The organism is Mycobacterium sp. IDUB_21 (genome assembly GCF_055419425.1).
The window spans coordinates 1-12,830 of the sequence record NZ_JBVAXQ010000018.1 but is presented as its reverse complement, the minus strand read 5'-3'; the positions used below and the strand labels follow the sequence as shown (position 1 = coordinate 12,830).

General features: G+C 67.3%; 13 protein-coding genes. 3 read left to right on the top strand and 10 right to left on the bottom strand.

All coding sequences use genetic code 11. The features are described from left to right. The first annotated feature begins 7 nt into the window (after positions 1–7). From ACZYY4_RS21095 to ACZYY4_RS21085, 3 genes are all read left to right on the top strand, one after another. Complete coding sequence (locus ACZYY4_RS21095; protein WP_463812003.1) at positions 8–748, top strand: dienelactone hydrolase family protein; 741 nt, start codon at positions 8–10, stop codon at positions 746–748. Between the two features lie 65 nt (positions 749–813). Further along, positions 814–1,425, top strand: a complete 612-nt coding sequence (locus tag ACZYY4_RS21090) for a TetR/AcrR family transcriptional regulator (RefSeq protein ID WP_463812002.1) — start codon at positions 814–816, stop codon at positions 1,423–1,425. A 2-nt stretch (positions 1,426–1,427) separates the two neighbouring features. Further along, complete coding sequence (locus ACZYY4_RS21085; protein ID WP_463812001.1) at positions 1,428–2,969, top strand: FAD-dependent monooxygenase; 1,542 nt, start codon at positions 1,428–1,430, stop codon at positions 2,967–2,969. Between the two features lie 6 nt (positions 2,970–2,975). Here the strand turns inward: ACZYY4_RS21085 and ACZYY4_RS21080 are convergent, their stop codons facing one another. The 10 genes from ACZYY4_RS21080 to ACZYY4_RS21035 form a co-directional block, all read right to left on the bottom strand. Next, entirely contained in the window at positions 2,976–4,298 is a 1,323-nt protein-coding gene (locus tag ACZYY4_RS21080; protein ID WP_463812084.1) for an MFS transporter, read from the bottom strand. Positions 4,299–4,373: 75 nt separating this feature from the next. Continuing rightward, a complete protein-coding gene (locus ACZYY4_RS21075; RefSeq protein WP_463812000.1) occupies positions 4,374–5,402 on the bottom strand; it encodes a phosphotransferase family protein in 1,029 nt (342 codons plus the stop codon). Further along, the gene (locus ACZYY4_RS21070) at positions 5,395–6,171 is read right to left on the bottom strand and encodes an SDR family oxidoreductase (protein ID WP_463811999.1); all 777 of its coding nucleotides are present in this window, start codon (positions 6,169–6,171) and stop codon (positions 5,395–5,397) included. The genes ACZYY4_RS21075 and ACZYY4_RS21070 overlap by 8 nt, the downstream gene beginning before the upstream one ends. Next, positions 6,168–7,388 (bottom strand): acyl-CoA dehydrogenase family protein, encoded by a 1,221-nt coding sequence (locus tag ACZYY4_RS21065; RefSeq protein WP_463811998.1) that lies wholly within the window; start codon positions 7,386–7,388, stop codon positions 6,168–6,170. The genes ACZYY4_RS21070 and ACZYY4_RS21065 overlap by 4 nt, the downstream gene beginning before the upstream one ends. Before the next feature lie 9 nt (positions 7,389–7,397). Next, positions 7,398–8,225: an SDR family oxidoreductase gene (locus tag ACZYY4_RS21060; protein WP_463811997.1), complete on the bottom strand. Its 828-nt coding sequence runs from the start codon at positions 8,223–8,225 to the stop codon at positions 7,398–7,400. A 55-nt stretch (positions 8,226–8,280) separates the two neighbouring features. After that, complete coding sequence (locus tag ACZYY4_RS21055) at positions 8,281–8,922, bottom strand: TetR/AcrR family transcriptional regulator (protein WP_463811996.1); 642 nt, start codon at positions 8,920–8,922, stop codon at positions 8,281–8,283. Positions 8,923–8,931: 9 nt separating this feature from the next. Then, on the bottom strand, positions 8,932–10,176 hold the full coding sequence (locus ACZYY4_RS21050) for a DNA recombination protein RmuC (RefSeq protein ID WP_463811995.1): 1,245 nt from the start codon (positions 10,174–10,176) through the stop codon (positions 8,932–8,934). A 37-nt stretch (positions 10,177–10,213) separates the two neighbouring features. Continuing rightward, positions 10,214–11,758 (bottom strand): class I adenylate-forming enzyme family protein, encoded by a 1,545-nt coding sequence (locus ACZYY4_RS21045; protein ID WP_463811994.1) that lies wholly within the window; start codon positions 11,756–11,758, stop codon positions 10,214–10,216. Then, positions 11,755–12,204, bottom strand: a complete 450-nt coding sequence (locus ACZYY4_RS21040) for a hypothetical protein (RefSeq protein WP_463811993.1) — start codon at positions 12,202–12,204, stop codon at positions 11,755–11,757. The genes ACZYY4_RS21045 and ACZYY4_RS21040 overlap by 4 nt, the downstream gene beginning before the upstream one ends. A gap of 39 nt (positions 12,205–12,243) precedes the next feature. Beyond that, the gene (locus ACZYY4_RS21035; RefSeq protein ID WP_463811992.1) at positions 12,244–12,681 is read right to left on the bottom strand and encodes a VOC family protein; all 438 of its coding nucleotides are present in this window, start codon (positions 12,679–12,681) and stop codon (positions 12,244–12,246) included. Positions 12,682–12,830: the final 149 nt, after the last annotated feature.

Genomic DNA, 12,830 nt, shown 5'->3' with positions numbered 1-12,830 from the left:
GGTAGCCATGCCGACCATCACCGACACCATCACCACCACCGACGGCGATTGCCCCGTCACCCTGCACACCCCCGAGGGAGCGGGCCCGTGGCCGGGCGTCGTCATGTACGTCGACGCCGGGGGCGTCCGCGACACCTTTCACGACATGGCCGCCACGCTGGCCGCCGACGGCTACGCGGTGCTGTTGCCCGACGTGTACTACCGAAACCCGGGCTGGGAGCCGTTCGACATGGCGACGGTGTTCAGCGACGCCAAGGAGCGCGGGCGGCTGTTCTCGATGATCGGCAAGGTGACACCGGAGATGATGACCAGTGACGCCGGGGCGTTCTTCGACTACCTGGCCGGGCGCCCGGAGGTCAGCGGGGACCGGTTCGGGGTCTGCGGTTACTGCATGGGCGGGCGCACGTCGGTGGTGGTCGCCGGGCAGCACGGCGATCGGGTGGCGGCCGCGGCGTCGTTTCACGGGGGCGGGCTGGTCACCGACGCGCCCGACAGTCCGCACCTGCGGGCAGCGCAGATCCGCGCCGCCGTGTATGTGGCCGGCGCCAAAGGTGACGCCTCGTTCACTCCCGCGCAGGCCCAAACCCTCGAAGAGGCGCTGACCTCGGCCGGTGTCGAGCACACCGTCGAAATCTATCCGGCCGGGCACGGGTTCGCCGTCCCCGACAACGCGCCCTACGACGCCGACGCCGCGGACCGGCACTGGGCTGCGATGCGGACGCTGTTCGGCGGCGCACTGGCTGGGTAGCCCAGCTCAATTCTTGCCTTATAGGCATTTTTGCCTACTAGGCATATTTTCTGTACGGTAGCGGCATGACCGGGTTGCGAGAGCGCAAGAAGGCCGACACCCGCCGCGCGCTGTCGGACGCCGCTCTGCAACTGACCTTCGAACGCGGCCTGGACGACGTCACCCGAGAAGACATCGCCGACCTCGCGGGGGTGTCGCTGCGAACCTTCAGCAACTACTTCTCCACCAAGTACGAGGCGTTGGCGTACCGGCAGACCGAACGCCTGCGCCGGGGTGTCGCCTTACTACGTGAGCGCCCCGACGACGAGTCGCTGTGGACGTCGATCACCGAGGCGATACTCGCGCCGATCGAAGACGGCTTCGCCGCATCGAACCGACCGCCGACTCGCGCTGAACTCACCGAGATTCGCAAAGCGTTGAGCAACAGCGCCGTCCGCAATACCGTTCCCCGCTCCTTGTTCGACGAGTTCGTCTCGGCGATCGCCGAACGCACCGGCACCGATCCACGACGCGACACCTATCCGCGGCTGACGGCAGCCGTCATCCACGCGGTTGTCGAGGCCACGATGGACACCTACGCGACCCTCGATCCACCCGCCGCCTACCCGGCACTGCTCCGCGCGGCCTTCGCCGACGTCGCCACCGGGCTCCCGGCGCCCACCGGCCGAAAGGCGTGAGCATGGCAGCTGTCGCCGATTATCCCGTCGTCATCGCGGGTGCCGGGCCAAACGGGCTGATGCTGGCGTGCGAGCTGGCGCTGGCCGGCATCCGACCCGTCGTGCTCGAATCACTACCCGCCCCCAGCCTCGAGCCGAAGGCCAATGGCCTTGTCGGGCAGGTGGTCCGGATGCTCGACTTGCGCGGGCTGTACAACAGATTCAGCGGTGACGACAGCCCGCCACACCCCGTCCCGATGTGGATGTTCTCCGGGATGACGCTGGACCTGTCGCTGAGTTTCACCGGCACGCGGGCTAATCCGATGTACGCGATGCCGGTACCCCAGCCGCAACTGGTGCGGCTGCTGCTGGATCGGGCCGATGAACTCGGCGTGGAAGTGCGCTGGGCACACGAACTCACCGGGCTCGAGGCCCGCGACGACGCTGTGAGAGCGACGGTCAGCTCCCCCGACGGCGACTACGCCCTGGCGACCGACTACCTGGTGGGCGCCGACGGCGGCCGCAGCGTGGTGCGCAAAACCGCAGGGATCGACTTTCCCGGTACCACTGCACCGACGGTCGCCCGGCTGGCCCACGTGCGGATTCCGGAGAGCCTACGTGCCGCCGATCGCAGCCTGCAGATACCGGGGTTCGGCCGGATTTCGCATGGCCACAACAGGTTCGATCGCGGAATGGTGCTGTTCGGTGAACTCGAGACCGACCGGGCGCTGTTGGGCACCCTGGAATTCGGCCGGTCGGCCGAAAGCGGCCCGATGACGATCGCCGAGCTACGACAGAGCGTGCAGCGCATTCTCGGCGCCGACATCGCATTCGACGAACCTTCGGGGCCGGGTCCGCACGCGCTGCGCCGGATCGACGGGCAGAACAGCCGACAGGCCGAACGCTACCGCGCCGGGCGGGTGTTGCTGCTGGGCGACGCGGCCCACGTGCACAGCGCAATGGGCGGGCCGGGACTCAACCTGGGGCTGCAGGACACCATCAACCTCGGGTGGAAACTGGCCGCCGAGATCAACGGCTGGGCGCCCGACGGACTGCTGGACAGTTATGAGGCCGAGCGCATGCCGCTGGGACAGCGGGTGATGATGCACTCGATGGCCCAGACCGCGCTGATGTCGCCGGGACCCCACGTCGCCGCACTGCGAGAGCTTTTCGGTGAGCTGAACGCTATTCCGCAGGTCTCGGCGCACATCGCCGAACTGCTTGCCGGCACCGATGTCCGCTATGACGTCGGCGACGACCACCGGTTGTCCGGGTGGCAAGTTCCAGATCTCACATTCGACGACGGCGGCCGGCGGGTCGCCGCACTATTGCACAGTGGACGCCCCGTGCTGCTCGACCTGGCCGACGGCGCCGTGGCATCCGCCGCACGGCGGTGGGCCGACCGGGTCGACGCCGTCGCCGCTGCGGCACCGGAGCCACCGGCTGCAGCCATACTGATCCGACCCGACGGCTACGTTGCTTGGGCAACAGACGGTTTCGACGACCGGCAGCAGCCGCTGCTGGAGGCCGCGTTGACGAGATGGTTCGGCGCGCCGGGCGCCTGACCCCGATCAGCCGGGATGCAGAGCGTCACCGACGTGGTCGGCGAGCGTGACGTCATACAGCTCGCTGTCCCGGGTCTCGCGCATCACCAACAGCGCAGCGAAAGACAGGGCGGCCGCAGCCGACAGGTAGACACCGACCCAGCCCACACCGTGATCGGTGGCCAGCCAGGTGGCGATGAACGGCGCCACCGCCGCTCCCAGGATGCTCGCCGCGTTGTAGGAGACACCCGAACCGGTGTAGCGGACATTGGTCGGGAACAGTTCGGGCAGGACCGCACTCATCGGTCCGAACGCCAAGCCCATCAACGTCATCCCGATGATCAGGAAGGCCAGTATCGCGCCCGCGGATCTGTTCGGGTTCAAGAAGGTGCCGAAGGTGCTCCCGTACACCATGATTCCGGCGGTGAACACCAGCAGCACCGGGCGTCGGCCGAATCGGTCGGCCAGCACCCCCGCCAGTGGCACCACGGCCACGAAGAATGGCACCGCAATCAGCTGCAGTCCAAGGAACTCGGCATAGCTGTACCCCAGCCCGGTGCCGTCGGGCGGACGCTTGGCGGTGCCGTAGCTCAGCGTCCACGTCGTCACGGTGTAGAACAGCGTGTAGGTCGCCACCATCACCAGCGTGCCGATGATCAGCTGACGCCAGCTGCCTCGGAACACCTCGGCGATCGGCGCGCTGACCCGCTCACCGCTCTCGATCGCCTGCGCGAAGACCGGGGTCTCGGTAAGCCGCAACCGGACATACAGTCCGATGCCCACCATCACGGCGCTGCCCAGAAACGGGATCCGCCAGCCCCAGGTGAGAAACGCCCCGTACCCGTCCGGGCCGGCGGTGGCCGGACCCAGCCACTTGAGCAGGATCAGAAACATCGCGGTGGCGAGCAGAAAGCCCAAGGGCGCACCCAACTGCGGCCAAATTCCCGCCGACGCCCGCCGACCGGGCTTGGCGGTCTCGGTGGCCAGCAGCGCCGCGCCACTCCATTCACCACCCAGTGCCAGACCTTGGCTGAACCGCAGGACGGCCAGCAATACCGGCGCGACCAGGCCGATCTGATGGTAGGTGGGCAGCACCCCGATCAGGAACGTCGCGACGCCCATGACCAGCAACGAGGCGACCAGGGTGCTTTTGCGGCCCATTCGATCACCGAAGTGGCCGAACAGGATCGACCCCAACGGTCGGGCCACGAACGCCAGGCCGAACGTCGCCAACGACGCCAACAGCGCCGCATTGGGGTTTCCCGGCGGGAAGAACAGGTGCGGGAAGACGGTGACCGCCGCGGCGGCATAGACGTAGAAGTCGTAGAACTCGACGATGGTGCCGATCATCGACGCCACCGCTATTCTCCGGCGCGGAACCCCGTCGACGAGGTCGAGCTCTCGGGTGCGGGCCACCAGCTCCTCTCAGATACCCGCGTCGTCGGCGACCTGCCGGGCCTTGTGCACGAGCACGTCGATCCAGGCGGTGATCGGCGTTCCCGCGGCGGCCTTGTTCGCCGGGTTCTCCAGCACCCGCCGGACGATCCCCTCGGCGATGATCGCGAGCTTCCACAGCCCCAGCGCGTGCCAGTACTGCAGCGTCGCCGCATCACGTCCGGTCTGCTCCAGATACACCCGGGCCAGCTCGTCCCGGTCGGGGAAGCCGTCCAGCGTGCTGATCACGAACTCACCGGCGATGTCCTCCTCGCCGGGTCGCGGCCAGTACCCCAGCAGACTGCCCATGTCGGCCAGCGGGTCGCCGAGGGTGGACAGCTCCCAGTCCAGCACGCTGATCACCTCCCCGTTCTCCGGTGAGGTGATCACGTTGCGCAGGTGAAAGTCGCCGTGCACCAGTGTGAGTTCCTGCTGCGGCGGCGCCGCGGCAACGAGGCGCCGGGTCAGGTCGTCGAGTGCGGGTAGCTCCCGCGTCTTGGATTTCTCCCACTGCCCGGTCCAGCGTTTGAGCTGGCGCTGGGCATACGGCTTGTGGCTGGCCAGATCGTCGAGGCCGACGGCTTTGATGTCGACAGCGTGGATCTTGGCCAGTGTCTTGGGCATTGACAGCCCGATCTGCCGGCGCCGCTCCCTAGACAGCTTCTCGGCCACCGGCATCCGGTCCACCACCACCCCGTCGACGAATTCCATCAACAGCAGTGGCGTGTTGTCGGGATCTCTAGTCAGCCCGTACACCCGCGGTGTGGGCACCTCGGTGTCGCCCAGGGCGGAGAGGATCCGCGCTTCCCGGGCTACGTCGTGCGCCGAGGCCAGCAGCGTTCCCAGCGGGGGCCGGCGCAGCACCCAGCTGTGGCCGGCGGCGTCGGCTACCCGGTAGGTCAGGTTGGACTGGCCGATCCCGATCCGTTCGAAGCTCAACGGCCCGCCGGGGCGCAGACCCAGCTCGGTGAGCCAGCTCGCCACAGCCGCCGGGTCGATACCCAGCGGTTGGTCAGCCACCAGACGTCCCCCGGAATCCGGTTGCGTCACCCAGGATTTGGCCGCCGTCGATCACCATGACCTCTCCGGTGATCCAACTTGCGGCATCCGACACCAGGAACGCGACCGCGTCGGCCACGTCGACGGGCTCGCCGATCCGGCCCAGCGGCATCATCGTCGCCAGTGCCTGCTCGTGTTCCTTCCAGAGCACCTCGGCCAGCTTGGTGCGCACCACACCGGGGCAGATGGCGTTGACCCGCACCCGGGGTGAGAGTTCCAGCGCCAGTTGCTTGGTGACGTGGATCAGTGCGGCCTTGGTGGCGTTGTACATGCCCATCCCCGGCCCGAAACTCAGCCCCCCGATCGAGGCGGTGTTCACCACCGAACCACCGTGCTCACCCATCCACGCCTTGACCGCGCACGACGTCCACAGCAGCGGGCCCCAGAGGTTGACCTCGAAGATCTTGGCGAACTGGGCGTGGTCCTGGTCGATCAGCGGGCCGAACGCCGGATTGGTGCCGGCGTTGTTGACCAGGATGTCGATGCTGCCGAACCGGTCCAGGGTCTTCTCGATGCAGCGCTGGGCGGCGTCGTCCTGGGCGACGTGCGCTGCCACACCGAGGGCGTTGCCGTTGATCTGGGCGGCCGCGGCGTCGGCGCTGTCCTGATCGCGCGAGGTGAGTACCACGTTGGCGCCCGCGTCGGCCAGTCGCTGCGCGATGGCAAGACCGATACCCCGGGACGCGCCGGTGATGATCGCGGTGCGCCCGGTCAAATCCGTCGTCGTCACTGCGAGACCTCCCGGTGCTTCTTCAGTTCCTGGCGGGCGATGGCGCGCTTGTGCACCTCATCGGGACCGTCGGCGAGCCGCAGGGTGCGCAGGTGCGCCCAGAAGCCCGCCAGCGGGAAGTCGTCGGTGACCCCACCGGCACCGTGCACCTGGATTGCCCGGTCGACGATCCTCAGCGCGATGTCGGGTGCGGCGACCTTGATCGCCGCGATCTCGACCTGTGCCGCCTTGTTGCCGACGGTGTCCATCAGGTAGGCGGTCTTGAGGGTGAGCAGCCGGATCATCTCGATATCGATGCGCGCCTCGGCAATCCAGTCGCGGATGTTGGCGTTGTCGGAGACCGGTTTACCGAAGGTGACCCGCGACTGTGCGCGCCTGCACAGCAACTCCAATGCTCGCTCGGCCATGCCGATGCAGCGCATGCAGTGGTGGATACGACCCGGGCCCAGCCGAGCCTGGGCGATCGCGAAGCCCTCCCCCTCGCCTTTGAGCACATCCTTGACCGGCACCCGGACGTCATGGAAGTCGATCTCGGCGTGGCCTTCACGGTCCTGGTAGCCGAAGACCGGTACACCGCGCAAGATGGTGACGCCCGGCGCGTCGATGGGGACCACCATCATCGACTGCTGCCGATGGGTGGCGGCTTCCGGATCGGTCTTGCCCATCACGATCATCACCTTACAATTTTGATGTAAGGCGTTGGACGCGAACCATTTCCGGCCGTTGAGGATATAGCTGTCGCCGTCGCGAACCATCGACAGCTGCACGTTGGTGGCATCGGAGCTGGCCACCGCCGGCTCGGTCATCGCGAACGCCGAGCGGATCTTCCCCTCGAGCAGCGGCTTGAGGTATTTCTCCTTGTGCTCATCGCTGCCGAACAGCGCGAACACCTCCATGTTGCCGGTGTCCGGTGCGCTGCAGTTGGTCGCCTCCGGCGCCAGCTGCGGGCTGCGGCCCATGATCTCGGCCAGCGGCGCGTATTCCAGGTTGGTCAGGCCCGGACCGACGTCCGGGTGGGGGTGAAACAGGTTCCACAGACCGCGTTTACGCGCCTCGGCTTTGAGTTCCTCCAAGATCGGGGGCTGAAAATGCGGGTTGTCGGATTCGGCCATCTGTGTCTCATAGACCGCCTCCGCCGGGTACACGCAGCTGTCCATGAACTCCAGCAGGTCGGACCGGTATTTCGTTGCGCGCTCCGACATTTCAAACAGTGACATGCAGGCTCCTCAGCTAGACACTTCGGGATTGATCAGGGCGCGCTGGTAGCGGCGCATTCCGCGCAGCCAGCGGTCGTAGTCGGTGGCTTTGTGGCGGTACATCTCCAGCACGGCCGGGTGCGGCAGGATCAGGAAGCGTTCGTCATCGATGGCCGCGAGCACCTCGTCGGCTACGGCGGCCGGTTCGAGCACCTCGCCGGCCGTGGTGACCGCCCGGGTGGCGAGATCCCCCAGCGGATCACCGGATTCTTCACCGGCATAGAGCAGCTTGGTATTGACGCCCATCGGGCACAGGCAGCTGACCCGCACGCCCTGATCGCCGTAGGTGATGTTGAGCCATTCGGCGAATCCGACGACAGCATGTTTGGTGACCGCGTAGGTGGCACCACCCAGTTGGGTGAGCAGACCGGCTGCTGACGCGGTGGAGACGAAATATCCCTCACCGCGGTCGATCCAGCCGGGAACCAGCAGCTGCGCGGCGCGGATGTGGGCGCGCAGGTTGACGTCGATCGCCTGGTCCCAATCGGCTTCGCCGGCATCGAGGCCGGGGGCACCGGTGATTCCGGCGTTGGCGAAGTACATGTCGACGGGTCCGTAGTGGCGCTCGGCGAGCGCGATCAGCTCCCGGATCACCTCGGTGTCGGAGACGTCGCCGCCGCAACCTACCGCCGCGCCCGGTTGCTCGGTGTTGACCGCGTCGGCTACCGCCGTGGCGGCGCCGGCATCGAGGTCGGCCACCACCACCTTTGCCCCGGCCCGGGCAAGCGCCGCCGCCAGCGCCCCGCCGATACCGCCTCCGCCACCGGTGACGATGACGACTCGCTCGGCAACCTTCATGGGCAACTTCCTCGCTGTCGGTAGTTCGTCACGGTAATTGAATCCGGTGTCAACTTCAATAATTGACGGCCGGGAAGCGCAGTGCATTGGCCCACAGCCGTGTCACCGTGTCCACCAGTTCGTCGAAGTCGACGTCGGTGGCCTCTTCGAGCGCGAAGATGCTGTACGCCAGTCGGCTGACCATCCCCGAGAGCGCCCGCGATGCCAGCAGTGGATCGACGTCGGCACCGGCGATCCCGCGCGCCTGCAGGTCGGCGATTCCGGCGGCATTGCGTTGGATGAACGCATCCGCCCGCCGGGACCGGAAGACCCGGAATTTGGGATCGACCTGGGCTACCTGTTCAAGCAGTCCCATCAACTTCGCATTGCGCCGATACGCTTCCAGATAGGCACGATTGCTCGCCTCGAGCACCGCGTACGGGTCGTCGGTGCCGCTTACCCGGCCCATGCCCGGATGCATCATGTCCTGCTGCGCCTGCTCGAGCACGCCGGCGAAGATCTCTTCTTTGTTCGCGAAGTAGGTGTAGAACGACCCGGTGGCGCAGCCGGCCGCCTTGGTGATGTCCGTCAGCTTGGCGTCGAGATAGCCGTCCCGCTCGAACACCTTGCGCGCCGCCGAGACCAGCGCGGCCCGGGTCCGCGCTCCGCGCACCGTCGCCGGTCGTTGACGGGCCGGCGCGGCCGAAACGGCATCCATCCGGGCATATTAACTGAATCCGATGTCAAGTTCACCCGCTTCGTCACCGTCGGCCAGTTCAGCCAGCATGGCTTCGGCTTCCGGTTCGGGCAGTGATTCCACCGCGCGCAGCCTGCGTTCGATGGCCCGGGTCCGCACGCCCGCGGTGTCGATGGTGTTGCGGGCGGTGTCGAGTTGCTTGCGGGTCTTCTCCAGCACGGCCGCGAACTTTCCGAACTCGGTCTTGACCGCGCCGAGCACCTGCCAGACCTCGCTGCTGCGCTTCTCGATCGCCAGTGTGCGAAAGCCCATCCGCAGGCTGTTGAGCAGGGCGGACAACGTCGTCGGGCCGGCCAGGGTGATCTTGTACTTGGCCTGAATCTGCTCGAACAGCCCGGGTTGGCGCAGCACCTCGGCGTAGAGACTCTCGGTGGCCAGGAACAGGATCGCGAAGTCGGTGGTGTGCGGCGGCGCGAGGTACTTGTCGCAGATGTCGCCGGCTTCGGCTTCGATCCGCCGGACCAACGCCTGTCGCGCAGCGGCCTCCCCCGCCGCGTCGGCGTTCTCCTGCGCGTCGAGCAGACGCTCGAAGTCCTCGCGCGGAAACTTGGCGTCGATCGGCAACAGCACTTCTCCGGTATCGGTGCCGCCGGGTAGCCGGATCGCGAACTCCACCCGCGCAGCCGATCCCGGCACGGTGCTGACGTTGGTGAGGTACTGCTCGGGCGTCAGCGTCTCCGCCAACAGCGCGGCCAGTTGCGCCTCACCGAAGATGCCGCGGGTCTTGACGTTGGTCAGAACGCGCTTCAGGTCGCCCACTCCGGTGGCCAGCGTCTGCATCTCGCCGAGTCCCCGCTGCACGGCTTCCAGGCGCTCGGAGATCTGCGTGAAAGATTGGGCCAGCCGGGTTTCCAGGGTGGCCTGCAGCTTCTCGTCGACCGTCGCGCGCATCTTCTCCAGTTGCGCGGTGTTCTCGGTCTGCAGGCTCCCCAGCTGCCGATCCAGTGTGGAGCCCAGTTTCTCCAGCGAGCCCTGCTGCGTCGAGCCGAACCGATGCAACATCGTCTGCCAGTGGTGGAACGCCTGGGCCAGTTCGGCTCGCCCGGCATGTTGCTCTTCGCGCAGCGTTCGTTCCACCCTCTCACTGTCGCCGCGCAGCGCGGTGAGCTGCTCAGGTGAGATCGCCCCGCCGCCCGGACGCAGTAGCGCAACGACCTGGAGGATCACCGCCAGCAGCGCGAGTGACGTAAGGAGGATCAGCAGGGCTGTGTCCATACCGGCAAGGTAGCGCGGGGCACCGACAAGTCGGCTTTCACCGCAGGGGCGGGCCCCACTGGACCTGCTCACGCAGCTGCCCTTTGAGCAGCTTGCCGCTGGCGGTGCGCGGCAGTTCCTCGGCGACGACGGTGATGTACTGCGGCACCTTGAAGTCCGCCAGCTGACCGCGGCAGTAGTCGAGCACCGCGGCCACGTCTAGGTCCTGCCGGCCTTCGCCGAGCAACACCGCGCCGACCTTCTCGCCCATCACGTCGTCGGGCACCGCCAGCACACAGGCGTCGGCAACCCCGGGCGCCGACAACAGCGCGGCCTCCACCTCGACACTGGAGACGTTCTCGCCGCCACGGATGATGATGTCTTTGAGCCGGTCGATGATGTGCACCCGGCCGGCGTCGTCGACGCGGACCACATCGCCGGTGTGCAGCCAGCCGTCGACGATGGTGGCAGCCGTGGCATCGGGCCGATTCCAGTAGCCACCCATCACATTCGCGCCGCGCACCACCAGCTCGCCGACGGTGAGATCGCCGGGGCTACTGTCGAGCGGGGCTACACCGATGTCACCCGAGGGCACCACGTAGCCGACCGAGTCGGCGTGTTCGACCGCGTCGGAGTCCGGCAGCACCGTCATCAGCGAGGCCGTCTCGGTCATGCCGTAGCCGTTGAAAACCGTTGCCGCACCGAACGCGTCGCGCAGCGCGCGCACCAGGGCCGGCGCCGTCGGCGCGCCGCCGTAGCCGACCCAGCGCACCCCGGTCACGTCGACGCCGGCGAAATCGGGGTGCCGCAACAGCAGCGCGTAGACCGCAGGCACCGTCACCATCGAGGAAATCCGTTGCGCGGGAAGCGTGGTGATCAACTCGGGAAGGCTCAGCGCCGGCATGATCACCGCCGTTCCCCCGGCGTAAGCGGCGGCCAACAGCTGCGAGTTGCAACCGGTCACGTGAAACAGCGGGACCGAGATCAAGGTACGCAGTTCCTCGCCCAGCGCCCGGGACTGGCCCATGGATCGCATCATGTTCTCGGCGTTGGTCAAGAACGCCTCGTGGGTGGTGGGCACTCCTTTGGGGCGCCCGGTGGTGCCGGAGGTGTAGAACAGCGCCGCGATGTCGCTCGGTTCAAGTCCGTCCACCACATACGGTTGGCCGTCGGGCAGCGCGGTACCGGGCGCCAAGTCCATGCGCGCTCCGGCATCGGTGAGCACGAAGTCGACCTCCGGTGCGGCCGAACGGGTGTTGACGGCCACCGGTATGCCACCGGCCATCAGCGCCCCCCAGAACGCCAGCACCCAGTCGAGCCCCGCGGGGTAGCGCACCCCGACCCGGTCGCCGCGCTCCAGCCCGTCGGCGCGCAGCCCGCCGGCCACCCGTGCCGCGCGCTGCCACAACTGCCGGTAGGTCACCGCCTCACCTCCGAGCTCGATGACTGCCTCGCTGTTCGGCCGGGACTCGGCCTGCTCCGCCAGCAAGTCGAGCAGGGTGGCGGGCAACTGCTCGTAGTGTGGGACGCCGTTGCGGTCGCGGACCACCCCGGTCGCCGGAAAAGGGTTGTGCCGGCGTGGAATCTCGATGATGTCGGTCATGTCCGGCGCCGCCTGCCAGCCGTAAAGCCCCGTAACATCCCGCGCACCGCATAGATCGCGGTCATGACGCACGCCAGGACCAGCACGACGAACATCGGCAACCAATTGCCGCGCTCATGGTTGACATGCCACCAGACATAGGCGAACAGCACCGAGCACACGAACAGCACCGCGTCGCGCCAGTTGCCCTGATAGGAGATCGCCGCGGCCCGCAACGCCCTGCTCCGGTCGGACGCGGCGACCAGGTCGTCGATGCGCTCGTCGATGGTGCGTTGCAGGTCGGCCCGCCGTTTCGTCTGCTCCGCCGGCAGCCGGTCGAGCAGGTCGAGGTCCGCTTTGATCAGGCCGCGCGGATCCGGGCCCTTCAGCTGCCCGGCCGTCGCGGCCAGCAGGGCTCCACCGAAGATCGGGGCCGCACCCAACGCCATGCTCAGCAGAGTTGGCATCGTCGTGGTGTTCCTTTCGCGCTGTCTCCCCGCGTCACCCTACGACGTTGAGCCGAGGCGCACGGTGCCGTCGGGCTCGATTCGCCAGCCGGGGTTGTGGGCGATTTCCCAGATCAGTCCATTGGGGTCTTGGACATGGGCGTGGAACACGCCGCCGAACTGGCCCGGTTGCGGAGCTTTGAGGACCGCGCCACCCGCACCGGCCATGGCATGGGCGAGCGCGGTCACTTCGTCGGGGCTGTCGACGTTATGGGCCATGGTGACGCCGGATACCCGGGAATGGTCGCCGGGCAGTGCCAGATCCTGGTTGAACTTGTCCGCCAGGAAGAAACCCAACAGCTGTCCCGGCGCCGTCTGATAGAAGATGATCTCGCCCTCGACATCCAGCAGCGGGCTCCAGCCCAGTGCAGCGTAGAAACCTCGGGTGGCGGCCAGATCGGTTGCGGCGATGGTGACGAAGTGCAATTGCTGCTCCATGGCGCCAGCGTAAAGCGGGTCGGCACGATGTCAGTGGAACGGTGTCTTGAGTCAAGAAGTTGGCAGGGTTTCGTGGTGAGTTGTGGTCAGGTAGGCCTGTTTGGGGGTGCGGTCGTCGAGGGCCTGGTGGGGTCGGATGGTGTTGTAGA

Bases quoted from the DNA above. Each gene is read 5' to 3' on its own strand.
- ACZYY4_RS21095 (WP_463812003.1), top strand. From the start codon at position 8: ATGCCGACCATCACCGACACCATCACCACCACCGACGGCGATTGCCCC.
- ACZYY4_RS21090 (WP_463812002.1), top strand. From the start codon at position 814: ATGACCGGGTTGCGAGAGCGCAAGAAGGCCGACACCCGCCGCGCGCTG.
- ACZYY4_RS21085 (WP_463812001.1), top strand. From the start codon at position 1,428: ATGGCAGCTGTCGCCGATTATCCCGTCGTCATCGCGGGTGCCGGGCCA.
- ACZYY4_RS21080 (WP_463812084.1), bottom strand. From the start codon at position 4,298: ATGATCGGCACCATCGTCGAGTTCTACGACTTCTACGTCTATGCCGCC.
- ACZYY4_RS21065 (WP_463811998.1), bottom strand. From the start codon at position 7,388: ATGTCACTGTTTGAAATGTCGGAGCGCGCAACGAAATACCGGTCCGAC.
- ACZYY4_RS21060 (WP_463811997.1), bottom strand. From the start codon at position 8,225: ATGAAGGTTGCCGAGCGAGTCGTCATCGTCACCGGTGGCGGAGGCGGT.
- ACZYY4_RS21055 (WP_463811996.1), bottom strand. From the start codon at position 8,922: ATGGATGCCGTTTCGGCCGCGCCGGCCCGTCAACGACCGGCGACGGTG.
- ACZYY4_RS21050 (WP_463811995.1), bottom strand. From the start codon at position 10,176: ATGGACACAGCCCTGCTGATCCTCCTTACGTCACTCGCGCTGCTGGCG.
- ACZYY4_RS21045 (WP_463811994.1), bottom strand. From the start codon at position 11,758: ATGACCGACATCATCGAGATTCCACGCCGGCACAACCCTTTTCCGGCG.
- ACZYY4_RS21040 (WP_463811993.1), bottom strand. From the start codon at position 12,204: ATGCCAACTCTGCTGAGCATGGCGTTGGGTGCGGCCCCGATCTTCGGT.
- ACZYY4_RS21035 (WP_463811992.1), bottom strand. From the start codon at position 12,681: ATGGAGCAGCAATTGCACTTCGTCACCATCGCCGCAACCGATCTGGCC.